This window comes from Pseudomonas sp. GW821-FHT09C10 (genome assembly GCF_059418085.1).
Window position 1 is genome coordinate 472,152 of record NZ_JBWKPE010000001.1, and the last position, 16,641, is coordinate 488,792.

At 63.0% G+C, this 16,641-nt stretch carries 18 protein-coding genes; 6 read left to right on the forward strand and 12 right to left on the reverse strand.

The window, feature by feature from the left end:
* Positions 1-61: 61 nt before the first annotated feature.
* From gbdR to AC07OT_RS02205, 6 genes are all read right to left on the reverse strand, one after another.
* Positions 62-1,141 (reverse strand): choline metabolism transcriptional regulator GbdR, encoded by a 1,080-nt coding sequence (gbdR, locus tag AC07OT_RS02180; protein ID WP_495107313.1) that lies wholly within the window; start codon positions 1,139-1,141, stop codon positions 62-64.
* Positions 1,138-2,547: a GABA permease gene (gabP, locus tag AC07OT_RS02185; RefSeq protein WP_027606665.1), complete on the reverse strand. Its 1,410-nt coding sequence runs from the start codon at positions 2,545-2,547 to the stop codon at positions 1,138-1,140. Before gabP ends, gbdR begins: the two co-directional genes overlap by 4 nt.
* Positions 2,548-2,711: 164 nt before the next feature.
* Positions 2,712-3,560, reverse strand: coding sequence for an alpha/beta fold hydrolase (locus AC07OT_RS02190; protein ID WP_495107314.1), 849 nt, complete (start codon positions 3,558-3,560; stop codon positions 2,712-2,714).
* A gap of 12 nt (positions 3,561-3,572) precedes the next feature.
* Positions 3,573-4,865 (reverse strand): NAD(P)/FAD-dependent oxidoreductase, encoded by a 1,293-nt coding sequence (locus AC07OT_RS02195; protein WP_495107315.1) that lies wholly within the window; start codon positions 4,863-4,865, stop codon positions 3,573-3,575.
* A gap of 57 nt (positions 4,866-4,922) precedes the next feature.
* Positions 4,923-5,345: a RidA family protein gene (locus AC07OT_RS02200; protein WP_027606668.1), complete on the reverse strand. Its 423-nt coding sequence runs from the start codon at positions 5,343-5,345 to the stop codon at positions 4,923-4,925.
* A 35-nt stretch (positions 5,346-5,380) separates the two neighbouring features.
* Complete coding sequence (locus AC07OT_RS02205) at positions 5,381-6,520, reverse strand: ornithine cyclodeaminase family protein (RefSeq protein ID WP_146476295.1); 1,140 nt, start codon at positions 6,518-6,520, stop codon at positions 5,381-5,383.
* Positions 6,521-6,706: 186 nt separating this feature from the next.
* Between AC07OT_RS02205 and AC07OT_RS02210 the strand changes: the two genes are divergently transcribed.
* The 6 genes from AC07OT_RS02210 (at position 6,707) to AC07OT_RS02235 (ending at position 11,036) form a co-directional block, all read left to right on the forward strand.
* Positions 6,707-7,534, forward strand: coding sequence for a helix-turn-helix domain-containing protein (locus tag AC07OT_RS02210; RefSeq protein WP_495107316.1), 828 nt, complete (start codon positions 6,707-6,709; stop codon positions 7,532-7,534).
* Positions 7,535-7,680: 146 nt separating this feature from the next.
* A complete protein-coding gene (locus tag AC07OT_RS02215; protein ID WP_495101470.1) occupies positions 7,681-8,427 on the forward strand; it encodes a response regulator in 747 nt (248 codons plus the stop codon).
* On the forward strand, positions 8,424-9,500 hold the full coding sequence (locus tag AC07OT_RS02220) for an ATP-binding protein (RefSeq protein ID WP_065927442.1): 1,077 nt from the start codon (positions 8,424-8,426) through the stop codon (positions 9,498-9,500). Before AC07OT_RS02215 ends, AC07OT_RS02220 begins: the two co-directional genes overlap by 4 nt.
* 24 nt (positions 9,501-9,524) lie before the next feature.
* Positions 9,525-9,725: a hypothetical protein gene (locus tag AC07OT_RS02225; RefSeq protein WP_495107317.1), complete on the forward strand. Its 201-nt coding sequence runs from the start codon at positions 9,525-9,527 to the stop codon at positions 9,723-9,725.
* Positions 9,726-9,744: 19 nt separating this feature from the next.
* The gene (locus tag AC07OT_RS02230; protein WP_065941637.1) at positions 9,745-10,143 is read left to right on the forward strand and encodes a hypothetical protein; all 399 of its coding nucleotides are present in this window, start codon (positions 9,745-9,747) and stop codon (positions 10,141-10,143) included.
* The gene (locus AC07OT_RS02235) at positions 10,116-11,036 is read left to right on the forward strand and encodes an ABC transporter six-transmembrane domain-containing protein (protein ID WP_027606673.1); all 921 of its coding nucleotides are present in this window, start codon (positions 10,116-10,118) and stop codon (positions 11,034-11,036) included. The genes AC07OT_RS02230 and AC07OT_RS02235 overlap by 28 nt, the downstream gene beginning before the upstream one ends.
* A gap of 12 nt (positions 11,037-11,048) precedes the next feature.
* Here AC07OT_RS02235 and AC07OT_RS02240 read toward each other — a convergent pair whose 3' ends face one another.
* From AC07OT_RS02240 to AC07OT_RS02265, 6 genes are all read right to left on the reverse strand, one after another.
* Positions 11,049-11,990 carry a helix-turn-helix domain-containing protein gene (locus tag AC07OT_RS02240; protein ID WP_495107318.1) on the reverse strand — a complete coding sequence of 314 codons (942 nt, stop codon included), beginning with the start codon at positions 11,988-11,990 and terminating at the stop codon, positions 11,049-11,051.
* Positions 11,991-12,067: 77 nt separating this feature from the next.
* A complete protein-coding gene (locus AC07OT_RS02245; protein ID WP_495107319.1) occupies positions 12,068-12,847 on the reverse strand; it encodes a 2-keto-4-pentenoate hydratase in 780 nt (259 codons plus the stop codon).
* A complete protein-coding gene (locus tag AC07OT_RS02250; RefSeq protein WP_495107320.1) occupies positions 12,844-14,451 on the reverse strand; it encodes a bifunctional 3-(3-hydroxy-phenyl)propionate/3-hydroxycinnamic acid hydroxylase in 1,608 nt (535 codons plus the stop codon). Before AC07OT_RS02250 ends, AC07OT_RS02245 begins: the two co-directional genes overlap by 4 nt.
* Before the next feature lie 62 nt (positions 14,452-14,513).
* A complete protein-coding gene (locus AC07OT_RS02255; protein WP_027606677.1) occupies positions 14,514-15,116 on the reverse strand; it encodes an amino acid synthesis family protein in 603 nt (200 codons plus the stop codon).
* A 10-nt stretch (positions 15,117-15,126) separates the two neighbouring features.
* A complete protein-coding gene (locus tag AC07OT_RS02260; protein ID WP_012724261.1) occupies positions 15,127-15,585 on the reverse strand; it encodes a VOC family protein in 459 nt (152 codons plus the stop codon).
* 11 nt (positions 15,586-15,596) lie between these two features.
* Positions 15,597-16,637, reverse strand: coding sequence for a WD40/YVTN/BNR-like repeat-containing protein (locus AC07OT_RS02265; protein ID WP_495107321.1), 1,041 nt, complete (start codon positions 16,635-16,637; stop codon positions 15,597-15,599).
* Positions 16,638-16,641: the final 4 nt, after the last annotated feature.

A 16,641-nucleotide genomic window follows, 5' to 3' on the forward strand; every position in this document is an offset into this window, starting at 1 on the left:
CGTGAGTGGGGCCTGAAATTCGAAACGCAAGCGTCGCTGATTAGCGCCACTCAACGTACCCTCAGCGCCTGGCCTTGAGCCGGACACTGGCAAAGGTCGACTCCCCTCGCGCCTGCTCCAGGGCACTCATTGGCATCGGCACAGGTACGGCTCGAATCATCGGCCTCAACATGCCAACTCGCTCGCCCGCCGTCACCTGTCGCTCGTCGCTGGGCGGCACGCCAAAGTACTCGCGGTAGCATTTGGAGAAGTGCGGCGTGGACACAAACCCGCAGAGCAAGGCAAGCTCCACGATCGAAATGGGGGTTTGCTTGAGCAACTGGCGCGCACGGATCAGCCGCAACCGCAGGTAGTAGCGCGAGGGCGAACAGTGCAGGTACTTCTGGAACATGCGCTCAAGCTGCCGGCGTGACAGGGCCACGTACTCGGCCAATTCATCCAGGTCGATCGGTTCTTCCAGGTTGGCCTCCATCAGCGCGACGATTTCCTGCAGCTTCGGTTGCTGGGTGCCGAGCATATGCTTGAGCGGCACGCGCTGATGATCCTGCTCGTTGCGCATGCGCTCGTACACGAACATGTCCGAAATCGCCGCCGACAACTCATGCCCATGCTCACGCCCGATCAGGTGCAGCATCATGTCCATGGGCGCGGTGCCGCCCGAGCTGGTCAGGCGATCGCGGTCGAGGGTGAACACGCTGGCGCTGAGGCTCACCCGTGGAAAGGCTTCCTGCATGGCCGCCAGCCATTCCCAATGCACGCTGCATTCAAACCCGTCGAGCAGCCCCGCACGAGCCAATACCCAACTGCCGGTACAAATACCACCCAGGCGCTTGGAATAACGCGCCTGGGTCCGCAGCCACTTCATCAGCTCATCGCTCAGGGTGTGTTGAATACCCGTGCCGCCGCACACCACAACGATATCCGCAGAGGGCGCAGCGGCTATGGAACAGTCCGGCGTGATGGGCATGCCGTCGCTGGCCCACACAGGATGGCCGTCGACACTGGCGGTGTGCCAACGATACAACTCCTGGCCGGACAGTTGGTTGGCCATGCGCAGCGGCTCTACCGCCGACGCCAACGAGATCAGGGTGAACTGATCCAGCAGCACGAATACCAAACAGGTGACCGGCCGGGGGTTCATGGGCGCGAAGCCAGGGGGATCGGTTTTTGGGTGCGGTCGGGCTGCCTCGCCGTGATCACGCCGACCAGGGAAATCAGCAAGGCCAGGCCGATGGTCGACGACACCTCGAAGCGGTGCTCGGGCGTCAACAGCATCACCGCCAATGCGCAACAGATGAAGACGATGACCACCCAGGTCAGCCAGGGAAACAGCCACATCTTGAACGTCAGGGTGACATTACGGCGTTGCAGGACCTTGCGCATGCGCAGTTGCGACACGGCGATCACCAGGTACACCAGCAAGGCGATGGCGCCCGAGCTGGCCAGCAGAAACTGGAACAATCCGGCGGGCATGAAGTAACTGAGCAAGGTCACGCCAGCCCCGAGGATCGTGCTGGCGATCACGGCGGCCCTCGGCACACTCGCGGCGGAGGTCTTTTTCATCAGCGTGGGCGCATCCCCGCGCTTGCCCAGGGAATACAGCATGCGTGAAGCAATGTAGATGGACGAGTTCATGCAGCTCGCCACGGCAATCAACACCACCACGTCCACCAGTAACTTGGCGTGGGGAATGTTCATCAGCTCCAGGGCACGCTGATAAGAGCCTACCGACGCCAACAGCGGGTCATTCCACGGCACCACGGAAATCACCACGAAGATCGACAACACGTAGAACACGCCGATGCGCCACATCACCGAGCGGGTGGCCCGGGCGATATTCTGCGCCGGGTTATTGGACTCGGCAGCCGCGATGGTGACGGCTTCCGTGCCGATAAAGCTGAACATGATGGTGATGAATGCCCCGACCACCGCCGACAAACCGTTAGGCGCGAAACCGCCGTGCTCTTCCATCAGGCGACTCAAGCCGCTGGCCTCCCGCTCGGGAATCCAGCCCATCAGCACCGCGCCTCCCAGGCCGATGAAGCCGATGATCGCCACCACCTTGGCCATGGCAAACCAGAACTCGAATTCACCGTACTTGGAGACGCTGAACAAATTGGTGACCACCAACAAAAAGATCGACAACAAGGCGAACAGCCAAGCGTCGATCTGCGGCAACCACTGGTTGAGGATATGCCCGGCGGCCAGGGCTTCGATGGGAATCACCAGCACCCAGAACCACCAGTACAGCCAGCCGATCGTAAACCCGGCCCAGCGGCCGATGGCCTGGTCGGCGTAGGTCGAGAATGAGCCGGTGTCGGGGTTGGCCACCGCCATCTCCCCCAGCATGCGCATGACCAGCACCACCAACAGGCCGGAAAACAGATACGCCAGCATCACCGCCGGCCCCGCCGCCGCGATGGCGTGCCCGGAGCCGACAAACAGCCCCGCGCCGATAATGCCTGCAATGGAGAGCATGGTGACATGACGCGGCTTGAAGCCCTGCGCCAGCTGGCCGTTGGAATCCTTGGAAATCAGGCTATTCATCGTTGTTTTTTATTCTCTGTGATCGACGTTAAGACGTACTGACTGGAAGGTCAGGCGATCATCATTTCTTAATGACGGGTCACAGTACGCGGCCTGCGCGCCGCAAAAATAGCCTCATAGCGGCACGCCGGTGCCTGATATCGACATTGGCGGGCGGCCGCCGCTCATTGCCTCGGCGGGTCAAGGTTCGCCAGAAAGCCTGCGATCAGCGCGTTAAACACCGCACCCTGATCGTCGTGCACATAGTGGCTCGCGTCGGCGACCTCCACCGTCCGCACATGGGGGTTGCTGGCCCTCATCGCCTGCAGCGTCGCCGGCGGCAGGAAGTCCGAGCGACCACCGCGAATGAACAGGCTGGGGCAATCCAGCGCGCGCACCGCTGGCCACAGGTCCGTCGGCTCGATACTCAGGCGGGCCTGGGCAATCCCCTGCTGATCATGGCGCCAGCCAATCACACCGTCGCGCTCCTGCATCGAATGTGCCAGCCTCGACGCCAGGCCCTGCTCCGACAACCCTGGGCGCGAAGCCTTCCAGAACGCGCGGGCCGCGTCCCAATTGTCGAACTGCAACGGCGTCTGGCCCATCTCGCGGCGGATACGTGCGGCGCCATCGCCCTGGGTTGAAGAGCCGGGGCCGATGTCCTCGATCAGCAACCCCAGCAAGCGTCCCGGATGTTGCCGCGCATACTCGAGGGCGTTGGCGCCGCCCAATGAATGCCCGAGCAGGACAAAACGCTGCAGGCCGACATGGGCGATCAGATCCTCAAGGTCCTCGACATAGGATTGGGTGTGATACGTGGAGGGCTCGGCCCAGTCGCTCAACCCACGACCACGTTGGTCGAGGGCATAGATGCAGTAGCCCTCCCCCAAGGATTGCACCAGCGACTCCCAGGTCTGGGCATAGGCGCGCAGGCCGTGCAACAGCACCAGGGGCACGCCACTCGATGCGCCCCAGCGCAAATAATGCAGGCGCAGGCCCGAACGGTTGGTGAAGAAACAGCTGTCTGCAGGCATGGGCTTGCTCCTTTAGAAACGGTCGAAGCGATAAGGGCTTGGGTCAATGATCGGCGCATGCCCACTGACCAGGTCCGCGGCGAGATGACCCGCCGCCGGCGATGTACCGAAGCCGTGCCCCGAAAAACCGGTGGCCACGGTCAGCCCCGGAATCTGCGCGACCGGGCCGATGACCGGGTTGGAATCGGGGGTCACGTCGATAGTGCCGGCCCAGGCCTGGGCGATCCGTGCCTGTTCAAACACCGGCCAGGCGGCCATCAGGTTGTTCATCGCGTCGTTATTGAGCTGCGGGTTGGCCGCCGGATCCTGCACCCTGACGCGCTCGAACGGGCTGACGCTGTCGGCGCGCCAACGCCGCGCCAGGGCCAGGTCATTGATGAACGGCTTGCCCAGCGACACGTTCAGCACACTGCGTTGCGCACGGAACTGCGGCATGTATTGCTTGGCGAGCAGCAGATGGTCGAGGGTCAGGAACGCATCCAACTTACCCCGTTGGGTAATGATGAAACCGCCGTCCTGGTGCTTGCGAAACGAAAAGTCCGGCGCGCCGACCGCGATCTGCGTCGGCCCCTCCATGGGGTAGGTACGCAGCACCGAGCAGGTCAGGGGCAGGGTCGGCAACGCCACACCGAGGTTGCCCAGAAAGCGCCTCGACCACATACCCCCCGCCAGCAGCACATGATCACAACGGATTTCGCCCTTTTCCGTGACCACACCGCTGACCGCGCCGCCGGACATCTGCAGCGTACGTACCGCGCACTGCTCGATGATCACCACGCCCTTGTCCATGGCGGCCCTGGCAATCGCGCTGCTGGCCAGCGTCGGTTCGGCACGCGCATCGGAAGGGGTAAAGATGCCGCCGGCCCAGTCACCCGTGCCGCCTGGCACCAGCGCGTCGATCTCACGCTTGCTGAGCAGGCGTGAATCCAGCGACAAATGCTCCACCGACTTGAGCCAGCCCTCGTGCATTGCCATTTGCGCCGGGGTGCGCCCGACAAACATGATGCCTTCCTGACGATACCCCACATCCGCCCCTACCCGCTCGGGCATCTGCGCCCACAAGCGGTCGGCGGCCAGGGCCAGCGGGATGTCGGCCGCGTGGCGGCTGGTCTTGCGCACCCAGCCCAGGTTGCGGGACGACTGTTCGGCGGCGATCCGGCCTTTTTCCAGGACCACCACGGCGATATTGCGCTCAGCCAAGGTCAGGGCAGCCGTGAGGCCGATGATCCCGCCGCCAATGATGACGACGGCGGTCGCGCTGGGAAACACGGTGGAGGTTGTCACGGGCGCTATTGTCGGTGCCATGGTCAGGACTCGGTAAACGAATAAGGGCGGCCAGGCCTGTGCATGGCCGCGTGACGATTATTGCGACAGGCGAATGAGATCGACCTGCGCCTTCGACGCGTTGCGATACGCCGTCACTTCCAGCTCTACCTTGTAGACCGTCGAGCCCAGTGGCGGGCAGGTCACGGTGCTGGCCGGGTCGACGCCGCGAAACTTCTCGCCGATCAGGCCCATCACCGCCGGCACGTCCTTGGGGTCCTGGATGAACACCCGCGAACACACCACGTCGGCCAGGCTCGAATCGACAGCCTTGAGGGCCGATTCGATGTTGGCGAACACCTGGTGCGCCTGTTCCAGGACATCCTCCGGGATCAGCTTGGTCTGGGGGTTACGGCCGGCGGTGTTGGACACGTAGATCCAGTTGTCCACGCACACCAGGCGCGAATAGCTGGCCTGGTCTTCGAACGGTGAGCCGGTCTTGAGCTTGGTGATTTTTGTCATGTCGAATGCCTCGTCAAAGTGAATGAAGCTACGGCTCAGCGCAGCTCCGGGGTTTCCCACAGGTTCAAGGTCACGCCGATGCCGTGCTTGACGGCGTTGCGGTACACCACCGTGCCCCAGGCCACGTCTTCGACGGGCATGCCGCCCACCGACATGATGATGATTTCCTCATCGTTCCTGCGGCCAGGCGCGGCCCCGGCGATGATCTTGCCGATGTCTTCGACGTCATCGAGCTGCATCTTGCCTTCGGCAATCATGTCCATGAAGCGCACGCCAATGACCGGCACGTTGTGATGCGCAGGCTTGGGCAACTCCTCGAACCAGGCCTGGTACAGACCGGTGTTGTCGAGCACCTTGCGTACGTCGGGCTGCTCCATTCCCGCGTCGAGGGAGCAAGACGCCGGCATCGCGAGGAAGGCACCTGGCTTGACCCACTCACGCCGCACAATTGGGTAGATCGAGGGGTCCCCCGTGGCACCGGAGCTACAATAAGTAACAAGGTCCGAGTCGCGGACCACCGCTTCGAGGGTGTCGACCACCTCTATCGTGGTGATCTGCGGATACGTCTGTTCCACCCACGCAATAAAGTTGTCGAGGCTCTGCTGGCCACGGCCCTTGATCTTCAGGGTGTCGATATGCGGGCACACCGCGATGAAGGCCGCCAGGGTGGTCTTGCCCATCACGCCAGGGCCAAGCAGGCCGACGACTTTCGAGTCCTTGCGCGCCAGGTGGCGTGCGCCCACGCCGGGGATCGCACCGGTGCGGTACGCCGACAACAGGTTGGCCGACATATGGGCCAACGGCGCGCCGGTGTCGGGGTCGTTCAGGGTGAACATCAGGATCGAACGCGGCAGGCCTTTTTCGCGGTTGGCGATATTGGAGCCGTACCATTTCACCCCGGCGGTGCAGAAGCTGCCGCCCAGGTAGGCCGGCATGGCCATCATGCGCCGATCCGCCGTGGGCTTGGGCATGTTCGGGAACGGCGAATCCTGCGGGAAAATCACCATCGCGCCATGGGAATCATTGTTCGGGCCGGCCATGCGGTAGTCACCGGCATACAGCAGGCCGAACATTTCCTCCATGGTGTTCACGCAGGCCAGCATGTCGGTCACACCCGCGCGGATCATGTCCTGCTCGGAGAGGTAGATAAAATCGATTTTTGTAGTTGCAGACATAGTTATTCTCGGGCTGAAGGTGATATCGCTGCGGTAGGCGCAGCTCCACGCTGTCGAGATCGAGTATCGGGCGGGGGATGGCGGCGGTATTGTAAATTTCGGACATACCGCTCAGTCGGGCATGACGATAGTTGGCGCGATTAATGCGTTAATTTTTCCCTGGCGCTGCCTGCCCAAGGAGCAACCATGATCAAACCGAGTATGCCGACTCCCCGGCTCCACACCGCGAACGAACAACCCTGGTTCGTGCTCAACTCTTCACGCTATTCAGTGATGCCGTCCGCGCACCCGGCAATCTCGCATTTCTATGCCTTCGATGTGGCGCAATCGACCAACCTGCTGGCCGTGCCGGATGGCTGCGTGGATATCCTGTTCGACTGTGATGCGACGCGACCGACTGCGCGCATCTGCGGCACCCCGCTGGTGGCCCAGGCGGTCGAGCTGCACCAGCACCACCATTATTTCGGCGTGCGTTTTTCGCCGGGTGTGATTCCCGGTTTCGTCAATGTACTGGCCGAAGAATTGACCGAGCGGGAGCTCGATCTGCTGGAAGTCTCCGAGTTCGCCCAACGCCTCTTCGAAAGCATCGTCCAGGCACCGCTGCTGGGCGACCAGATGCGGCTGTTCAACGACTACCTGACCCCGCGCCTGATGGGCAAGACGTCACGACTCACCGCCATGATCATCCAGCAGGCGCTGCACCATCGCGGCGATATCCGCATCCAGCAACTCGAAGACCTCAGCGGCTACACCAGCCGCACCCTGCACCGCCAGTTCAACCAGGACACCGGCATGTCACCCAAGGCGTTTTGCCGGATCATCCGCTGCCAGGCGGCCCTGGACACCCTCAATACCCAGCACGATGTATCGTTTTCGCAGTTGGCCCTCGACCTGGGGTTTTCCGACCAATCCCACTTCCTGCGCGACTTCAAGAAACTGGTCAGCACCACCCCCTGTGACTACCAGCGCACCATGACGCAAAACGCCTACAACGACAGGATCAGCTACGCCTGATCACGCTGTTTGCGAATAAACCCGCGTCTCCATCGTTTCTCCATAAAACCTCCCATGAAAGCGCATGCTCGTGGTGCACAGTAGCCTTCGTCGCCCCATGGTAATTCGCCATACTGCGATGACCGAACAGCACGACCGAGCCGACCATGACTGAATCACACCCTGTATCGACACCGACGGACCTCGCGGCCCCACGCCAGGCGTTGGTACTGATCGCCGAAGACGAGCCGGAAATCGCCGACATCCTCGCGGCCTATCTCAAGCGCAGCGGCTTCCAGACCGCCCATGCCCTGGATGGGCGCCGTGCCCTTGAACTGCATCAATCCCTCAAGCCCGACCTGGTGCTGCTGGACGTGCTGATGCCGAAGCTGGATGGCTGGATGGTCCTGGCCGAGATCCGCCACCGGGGCACCACACCGGTGATCATGCTGACCGCCCAGGACCAGGACATGGACAAACTCATGGGCCTGCGCATCGGTGCCGACGACTACATCGTCAAGCCGTTCAACCCCGCCGAGGTCGTCGCCAGGACCCAGGCGGTGCTGCGTCGCTCCCTCGATCATGGCTACGGCGCCCGCCAGCGCGTGCTGCGGGTGAATGCCTTTGAAATCGATATCGACAGCCATGAAGTCAGCGTGCAGATCGGTGCCCACACGCACAGGCTCAACCTGACGGTGACCGAGTTCAGATTGTTGGCGCAACTGGCCAAGGCCCCCAAGCGCGTATTCAGTCGCGCCGAGTTGCTGGCCCTGTGTTCGCCCGAGAGCGACAGCCTGGAGCGCACCGTCGACAGCCACATCAGCAAGTTGCGGCGCAAAATCGAAGACCTCGGCCTCCAGGGCGTACCAGCCAGCATCCGTGGGGTCGGCTACCGGTTCGGGAGCCAGCCATGAAGACCGCCAACAGTTTGAGCCGGCAGATCATCGTGTCGATGTCCGCCGTGGTGCTCTGCGTGATTGCCCTGGCCGTGGTCGGCTCCTACGTGTTTTACGCGCTGCTCTGGACGTTCTGGCCGCCGTCGGATCTGGACGTGGACGAATGGCTGCCCACCGGCATGGAGTGGGCCTGGATGGCGCTGATCACCTGCATCAGCCTGGCGGTGGGCGCCGTGGTGGCGATCAAACTGTCCCGGCGCATTCTGATGCCCTTGAACTCGGTCGCAGCCAGCCTTCGCCGGCTCGCCGATGGTGACCTCGATGCCCGGGCGACGGCGTCCGACCGCTCACTGGCAGAGGCCACCTTGCTGGTGGATGACTTCAACAGCATGGCCCAACGCTTGAAACGCATGGCGCAAGAGCAGTCGTTCTGGAACGCCGCGATTGCACATGAACTGCGCACCCCGCTGACCATCCTGCGCGGCCGCCTGCAAGGGTTGGCGGAAGGCGTGTTCACCCCGGACCAGGCACAGTTCTACAGCCTGCTGAGCCAGGTCGAAGGCCTGACGCGCCTGATCGAGGACCTGCGGGTCGTGGGCCTGGCGGACAACGGCTACCTCGAAGTGCAGATCCAGAGTGCCGACCTGGCCGAGGAGATCAAGGCCGACGCCTGCCTGTTCGAACCGGGCCTGCAGGCCTGCGGGTTCGTGCTGCACCTGGACCTGCTCGAACGGCCTGTGCAGTGTGATCCGGCGCGGATTCGCCAAGCCTTGCTGGCCATGCTCGACAACCTGAAACGCCATGCAACCCCCGGCAACGTCACGGTGCGCCTGGGCAACCAGGATGGCCTGAATACCTTGAGTGTCGCGGACGAAGGCCCGGGGATCGCAGAAGCGTTTGCAACGCACATCTTTGAGCCGTTCCAGCGCGGCGAAAGCTCGCGCTCCCGCGCCCAGGGCGGCAGCGGCCTGGGGCTCGCCGTCGTACGCGCGATTGCCCTGTCCCATGGAGGTCGCGCGACCTGCCGGAACCTCGACAACGGCGGCACCTTGTTCGAGCTGAGCTGGCCCGACCAGTTGGTCGCCATCTAACCCCAACCGCCCCCAGGTGAAGGCATGCGCCTCTGTATTTTCAGGGTCAATCGGTACCGCCACTTTGCCTTGCTCGATGCACAAGGACGTTGCATTGCTTTCAAGAGCTGCGAAGGGATTCCACAGAACGGCGAATGGGTACAAGTCAACGAAGTCAACCTGGCCTGGTTGAATCGCGCGCTGCCTGCGCGCGCCATGACCAGGCCACACACCCGCCGCTTGTAGTCAGCCTGGAATTGCCTGTATGCCTTTCAACTATCGTGATCGAAACGTGATTGACGTGGCGCTGCTTGAAGACTCGGTACGGCTCTATGGCGCCAAGCTCAAGCGGTTGCAGCGCTTCTGGATTCCCCTGCAGAAACAGGCGCCACGCCTGGTGTTGTCACTGTGGGTCCTGGGGGTTGTCGCATCGCTGTTCAGCCAGTCCTATTACCACTGGTTATTTACCGCGCCGGCGATTTGCCTGCTGATCACCCTGGAAATCGTGATCGAAGAAGTGCAGATCGACTTGTTATTGATGACCGAGGAAACGCGCTATCTGCTCGACATCACCCGCGGTCTTTATACCGGGACCCTGAGTTCCCGCCCCCCTACTTTGCGTAAACCAGGTGGCCCATGCCCTCCGTCACACCTCCACTACTGATCGAGCAGAGCCGCAAAATCGGTCAACAATCCGCCAGCCAGACACTCAAGGCGATCGCCAAGGCCTACCCCGGCAAGTTGTCCGGCACCCTGTCGCTGGTGGCGCTGGAAAACGCGCTGCTGCTGGCCTACCCGTTGTTTGCGGGGTTTGCCGTCGACGCGATTATCCGTGGCGACACCGGCAATGCCCTGCTCTACGCCGCCGTGGTCCTCGGGTTCTGGGTGGTGGGCGCCGCCCGACGGGCTCTGGACACCCGCACCTTTACGCGTATCTACGCCGACCTTGCCGTGCCGGTGATTCTTAACCAGCGCCTGCAACGCCACAGCACCTCAACGTCCGCCGCGCGGGTGGTGCTGGCACGGGAGTTCGTCGATTTCTTCGAAAAACACGTGCCCACCATTGCGACGGCGCTGGTCTCGATCATCGGTGCGGCGGCCATGTTGCTGGTAATCGAACCCTGGGTCGGCCTGGCGTGCCTGGTGGCGCTGGGCCTGTGCCTGGTGGTGGTGCCTGGCTTTGCACGGCGCAACCAGCGCTTGCATGAGCGGCTGAACAACCGCCTGGAAAAGGAAATCAGCCTGGTGGAAAAGGTCGGCGCCCCCACGCTGCGCCGCCACTATCAGGTGCTGTCGCGGCTGCGTATCGGGCTGTCGGACCGTGAGGCGGTTGCCTTCCTCACCATCGGCATCCTTGCGGCCCTGCTGTTCGTGGTCGCCATCAGCCAGTTGGCACTGGCGCCCGCGGTGAAGGCCGGCCATATCTATGCGGTGATGACGTACCTGTGGACGTTCGTCAGTTGCCTGGATGAAGCCCCCAGCGTGGTCGACCAATTGGCCCGGCTCAAGGACATCGGCAAACGCGTGGACCCGGGACTGGATGACACGGCGGCCTGACCCTTCGTCTATTCAGCCGACCGCCCGCTGGGTGTGCGAAGGCGACTCGCCAAACAACTCGCGGTAATGGGCGGCAAAGTGGCTCAGGTGGAAAAAGCCCATCGCCACCGCCACATCACCGACGTTCTGGCTGCAGGCCGGCGTTGCGATCAGGCGTCGACGCACCGCATTCAGGCGCAGGTTGCGCAGGTACTCGACCGGGCGCATGCCGGTCACCGCCTGGAAACTGTTCTGCAGGGTGCGCCGGCTGACCCGCAGGTGTTCGCACAGGTCGAGGATGCTCAGCGGGGTATCGCCGCTGGCATCGATCAACTCCTGGCAACGCTTGACCAGGTACGCACTCACGGCGAAGTTGCCACGCCGACAACGCACTTCGTCGGTGGCATTGCTGAACAGGTCGAGAAAGGCGCCAAGCAGCTCGTCTTCAAGCATCTTTTCGGCGCAGGCACTGATAGGGTCCGTCTGTTGCAATAGGTGACGAAACAGCGGGTAGATACGCTGGCGTATCCGCAACAGTAACGCGTCATCCACGCAAATCTGGGAACGGGTGGTGACGCGCTTGAGTTGGTCGCTGGACAATTCGAAAGCGGCGAGTTTGGCAAAACGTACGGTGTCGACGTTAAGCGCGAAGAAATGCGTGCCTTCGGGCGCATGCAGCACAAACTCCTCGCCATCGCGCAACAGCACCACGTTGTGCGCGCCCACCTGCTGCCCCTGTACCACCGGTGCACTGCCCAACGACATGGCCACGCACAGTCGTCCTTTAGGCGCAAAGCCACGCTGCACCACGCGCTTGTCCAGCACTTCCTGGAAGATCTGAAAGCGCTCGGCAGACAATTGGCACAGCCCACTGGTCAGGCAGCCACGCCCCAGTTGGTCATACACCTGCTGCCAGCCCTGGATGGAACCGGCGTGCAGTTGAGGGTCATTGAAGGTTCGAACTTCGGCAAGCATGGTGGTCGTTCCTCGGGGGCCCCGTTGTTGTCATCGGCCTGAAGGGGACTGGAGTCATCCTTGACGGCAGCTAGGGCTCACACTGCGGCAGTGTCCGCGGTGAAAAGCAAAGCCAGTTCCGTGCCAAACATCTGCAGGCGGTAGGTGGCGGGCTGGATGTCCATGGGCGCCAACAACGCACCGGACAGCACCACCTGCCCGGCCTCCACCGGCTGACCGTCGGCCAGCAGACGGCGAACCAGCCAGCACAGGTTGGTCAGCGGCGAGTCCTCCCGGCCCTCGGTATCGCCTTCGCCGCACAGCGCACCGGCACATTCCAGGCGATAGGCGACGTGGGTGTGCGCGACGGCATCGAACGCGCTTCGTGGCCCCAGGCAATACAGCCCCGCCGCCGCATTGTCGGCAAGAAAGGCTCCGACCTCGAACGCCCAGCCCCGCCAACGGCAGTCGGCAATCTCGAACGCCGGCGCCACTTCGGCAATCGCGTCCAGGATCTGGTCATCGCTGTAGTCGCCCGGCGCGAGGCTGCGCCCCAGTACAATCGCCACTTCGATCTCCAGCTTGGGCTGGATCAACCGTGAAAGCGCCACCGCCATGTTCGACGGCACGCGCATCTGATCGGTCAGGCCGCCATACACCGGTTCGTCAATGCCGAAGCGCCGTTGCGCGGCGCTGCCAGCGAAGGCGATTTTCCAACCGCTGAACTGTTCGCCCGCCGCCAGGCGCGCATCCAGCGCCTGGCGTTGCAGTGCGTAGCCGCCGCGCAGGTCCAACGCCTCGGGGGCCAGTGGCGCAATCGCTTGCACCGTACGCGTGGCCTGGTCTAACTGGCTCAATACGCCCGTATCGATGCTCATGACAGTTGCCCCGCTAACTTGCGTAATACCGCGTCAAGCCGCTCCGGCGTGGTGATGGCGGCAACAAACCGGTCCGGACGCACCACAACGATGCAATCGCGCACCCTGGAGAACCATTCGCCGAGGCGGTTATCCACGTCCTCCACGCTGATGGCGTCCGTCGCCGTCAATGGCTGGTGGCGGCCCAGGCCGCTGCGCGAGCGATTGACCTGGATAAAGCGCGTGTCCCAGCGCGCCCAGAACCTTGCCATGTCTTCGCTCAGTGGCTCACGGGGATTGACCCGGTAACCCAGCACCGCATAGGAATTGCCCAGCACGTCATCCAGGCGCCGACGCTGGCCCTGGGCGTCTTCGATAAACGGCTGCACAAACAGCTGGCCCACCAGGTCGTCTTCACGCAGTTCGGCACGTTCGTGATAGACCAGCCCTTTGGTGAGGGTGGCCTTGGGTTTGAACTTGAACTCCAGCAGGTGCGAACGCAGGTTATCGACGCTGTTCACCGCCTGGAACAACCAGTCGCGCACGCCGGCCATCAACGGGTTGGTCAGCCCCAGTACCGTGCCCATATTGTCGGCCAGGGCGACCAGTTCGGTGGCGTGTCCGCGACGTTCCTGCTCGTAGCTGGCAAGGATCCCATGGGCCGCACGCCCCTGGATGATCGCGGCCAGTTTCCAGGCCACGTTGGCCACGTCGCGCAACCCGGAATTAAGGCCCTGCCCGGCCCAGGGTGGCGATATATGCGCGGCATCGCCGACCAGTGCCACACGCCCCTGGACAAACCGTGCCGCCACACGCGAATGGTGGGTGTAGGCGCGGATACGGATGATATTCAGCGCGTCCACGGCGTCGCCGATATGCCCACGGATCAGGTCGCGGATGGTGTTCTCGTCACACATCTTCGCCTCGTCCTCGCCCTCCATCAGCATGAACTCCCAGCGCCGCTGCTGGTACGGCAGGTAGATGCACACGAAGGGCCGCTGCGGGTCGGCGTGCAGGGCGGTGTAAGGCGCATCCAGGGTGTCATTGGCGGTATCGACCACCACCCATTTGCGCGCATGGGTCAGCCCCAGCAGTTCGACGCCCAGCTTTTTGCGTACGGTGGAGCGCCCGCCATCGGCGCCGATCACGTAATCGGCGCGCAGCTGATAGACCTCGCCCTGGGCATCGCGCACCTGCAAGGTCACGCCCTCCCCATCCTGTTCCAGCTCCAGCATTTCATGGCCCTGGCGCAACACCACAGTGCTGCGCTGCCCCAGGGTTTCGCGCAGCGTGCCTTCGAGCAACTGCTGCATGAAAATGTTGCGCATCGGCCAGCCGTACTGCGCGGCACTTGGCTTGACCTCGGCAAAACACACGCCCCGCGCGTTGTAATAACGCAGCGGCACATCGCAGATCATGTCACGCACTGCCAATTCGGCGATGCCGATCGCCTGCAACACGCGCAGCGCTTCATCATCCATGCCCACCGCGCGTGGGTAAGGCAGTATGCAGTCGGCAAGCTCAAGGACGACGCAGTCGATACCGTACATTCCCATATAGTGCGCGGCCGTGATCCCATTGGGCCCGCCCCCGACAATCACAACCTGGGTCTTCTCCTGCTTCATCGCTGTTCACCGCTTTCTTGTTGTGGTTTTAAACCGGCGTTGCCAAGGCCGCACGCGTGTCATCAGTGCAGCCCGTCAACGCCCTGGATGTCTTCGGCACGCAGGCCACCCAGCCGTGCGTGCAGGCGCCCGCGCGTGGCGAAGGCCCAGATCACGATGACTTCGTCCGGCGCGGGGCCGTCGCCGAACATCAGCGACATGCTGTCGTAGTGGGAACGTACGTAGAGCGCATCCTTGTGCGCCAGGGGGACGTCGATGGTCGAACCCGGGCCGCCGCGCTTGCCGGTGGAAGGCACCCACGACTTGCCACCGCCCAGCGCGACGCGAATCGGATCGGCGGCCGGGTTGGTCAGGAACGCGTTGCCGTGCTCGTATTCGCCCGCGCTGCCCACCAGGATCGCCTTACCATAGCTGACAATCTCATGGGCACCGGCCAGTGCCTGTATGCGCCGGCCAAACTCTTCGCCCAGCAACGGCGAAGGGTCGACCAGTTCGGCGAGCGACTCGCTGTAACGACCGGCATAGGGGTTGGCGATCACGGCGGCGATCGCGTACTTGAACAGGGGCTCGCCATCGGCCAGCTGGCCGGTTTCGTTGGCCAGGGTTTCTTCGACAAAGCTGTACCATTTGCGGATGTGATACGTAGCAAAATTCGCGGTTTTCATCAGGGTTGCCTCAAAGTGGGTCGAGTGGATCCAGGTTGAAATGTCGGCTCGGCGCACCGGCGGCCTTGAACCGGGCCTTGCCGCGCGCATCGTCGTGTTCGGTCTCGAGGAAGAACTCCATGCGATTGCCGTCGGGGTCGTTGAAATACACGCCATGGCCGATCTCGTGATCGGTGATCTTCACCACCTCGACGCCCTTGCCCAGCAACATGCCGTAGAGCTGGCGCAGGGTGGTCATGTCCCCGGCGATTTCCAGGCCGTAGTGCTGCAGGCCCAACCCGCCTTGATGGGCGCCGGGGTCGGCGCGAATCAGGGCGATGTCGTGGTGCTTGCCGCCAAATGCCATCATGACCCAGCTCTCGCCCCGGGCACTTTCGTGCATGCCCAGGATGTCGGCGTACCAGCGTGCCGACACGTCAGGGTCACTGACCCACAGCGATAAGTGAGTCCGCAGGATCTCGATCTTCATGGCGCTATCCCTCAGTGCTTTTTGACGATGGATTGATGCGCGGACTTGATCTGCGCAACCGCAGGCGTCCAGAGCACATCAGCGATCTCGCTGAATTCCCGCCAATGCTTCTGCCAGCCGTCACCGCCATTGTCGGAGGTGAACAAATGCCCGTACTTGGTGCCCGCCACGATCTGTCGCGGGTTGGCCGGGTTGAAGGCAATCGCCCAGACACAGGAGTTGGGCTGCTGTGGCAGCGGCAGCACGTTCCAAGTGAGTGCGGCATCACGGGACACCAGGATCTTGCTGGTGGTGCCGGGGGTGCCATCGGAAATACTCAGGTACAGCTCGTTCTGCGTGCCCAACGGCGCGTTCATGGCGCGTATGTAGTACAGGCCGAAGGCTTCGCGACCGATGATGCCGGTCCAGGTCAGCCCCTCGTCCAGGCTGCGGTACACCGCATTGACGCAGACCACCACAATGACTTTCTCACCGTGGTTGGGCAGCACCAGTATGTTGTGGACGTCGGAGTTGTAGTCCCACAGCAGCCGGTCGTCGACGCGGGTCCAACTGTCGCCGCCGTCACGGGAATGGAACAGCCCACCCTCTTCCAGGCCGAACCACAGCTGGTTGCGGTCGGTGGGGTCATAGGCGAATGCCAGCAGGCGTGGACGGCTGACACCATCGCAGAACTCGGGGATTTCCACCGGTGCGCGGTCCCAGCTCAGGCCGGCGTCGAGGCTGCGCCACAACACGGCGCGTGACGGTGCACCGGTGCCGACGAAGATCCGTTTGGCGTCCTGGGGGTCGACGGCGACTTTCCACACCGTCTCGCCGTTGAACGGCGAATCGACCCGCCGCCAATGGCCGCCGGTGTCGTGGCTGACGCACAAGCCCACGTCCGTGCCGGCGTAGATCACCTCGGGCGCGTCGGGGTGCAGGCTCAACGACCGGGTAATGGCATCGAACTCAAGGTCTTGCCCCAGGCCGAGGCGATGCCAGGTACGGCCATCGTCGGCACTGCGGATCACCGCTTGCCCGACGGTAGCGACTAAAAGGGTTCCGTTACTCATCACA

Bases quoted from the DNA above. Each gene is read 5' to 3' on its own strand.
- AC07OT_RS02205 (WP_146476295.1), bottom strand. From the start codon at position 6,520: ATGTCTGCAACTACAAAAATCGATTTTATCTACCTCTCCGAGCAGGAC.
- AC07OT_RS02215 (WP_495101470.1), top strand. From the start codon at position 7,681: ATGACTGAATCACACCCTGTATCGACACCGACGGACCTCGCGGCCCCA.
- AC07OT_RS02255 (WP_027606677.1), bottom strand. From the start codon at position 15,116: ATGAAAACCGCGAATTTTGCTACGTATCACATCCGCAAATGGTACAGC.
- AC07OT_RS02190 (WP_495107314.1), bottom strand. From the start codon at position 3,560: ATGCCTGCAGACAGCTGTTTCTTCACCAACCGTTCGGGCCTGCGCCTG.
- AC07OT_RS02225 (WP_495107317.1), top strand. From the start codon at position 9,525: ATGCGCCTCTGTATTTTCAGGGTCAATCGGTACCGCCACTTTGCCTTG.
- gbdR (WP_495107313.1), bottom strand. From the start codon at position 1,141: ATGAACCCCCGGCCGGTCACCTGTTTGGTATTCGTGCTGCTGGATCAG.
- AC07OT_RS02260 (WP_012724261.1), bottom strand. From the start codon at position 15,585: ATGAAGATCGAGATCCTGCGGACTCACTTATCGCTGTGGGTCAGTGAC.
- gabP (WP_027606665.1), bottom strand. From the start codon at position 2,547: ATGAATAGCCTGATTTCCAAGGATTCCAACGGCCAGCTGGCGCAGGGC.
- AC07OT_RS02210 (WP_495107316.1), top strand. From the start codon at position 6,707: ATGATCAAACCGAGTATGCCGACTCCCCGGCTCCACACCGCGAACGAA.
- AC07OT_RS02195 (WP_495107315.1), bottom strand. From the start codon at position 4,865: ATGGCACCGACAATAGCGCCCGTGACAACCTCCACCGTGTTTCCCAGC.
- AC07OT_RS02220 (WP_065927442.1), top strand. From the start codon at position 8,424: ATGAAGACCGCCAACAGTTTGAGCCGGCAGATCATCGTGTCGATGTCC.
- AC07OT_RS02265 (WP_495107321.1), bottom strand. From the start codon at position 16,637: ATGAGTAACGGAACCCTTTTAGTCGCTACCGTCGGGCAAGCGGTGATC.
- AC07OT_RS02235 (WP_027606673.1), top strand. From the start codon at position 10,116: ATGCCCTCCGTCACACCTCCACTACTGATCGAGCAGAGCCGCAAAATC.
- AC07OT_RS02230 (WP_065941637.1), top strand. From the start codon at position 9,745: ATGCCTTTCAACTATCGTGATCGAAACGTGATTGACGTGGCGCTGCTT.
- AC07OT_RS02245 (WP_495107319.1), bottom strand. From the start codon at position 12,847: ATGAGCATCGATACGGGCGTATTGAGCCAGTTAGACCAGGCCACGCGT.
- AC07OT_RS02240 (WP_495107318.1), bottom strand. From the start codon at position 11,990: ATGCTTGCCGAAGTTCGAACCTTCAATGACCCTCAACTGCACGCCGGT.
- AC07OT_RS02250 (WP_495107320.1), bottom strand. From the start codon at position 14,451: ATGAAGCAGGAGAAGACCCAGGTTGTGATTGTCGGGGGCGGGCCCAAT.
- AC07OT_RS02200 (WP_027606668.1), bottom strand. From the start codon at position 5,345: ATGACAAAAATCACCAAGCTCAAGACCGGCTCACCGTTCGAAGACCAG.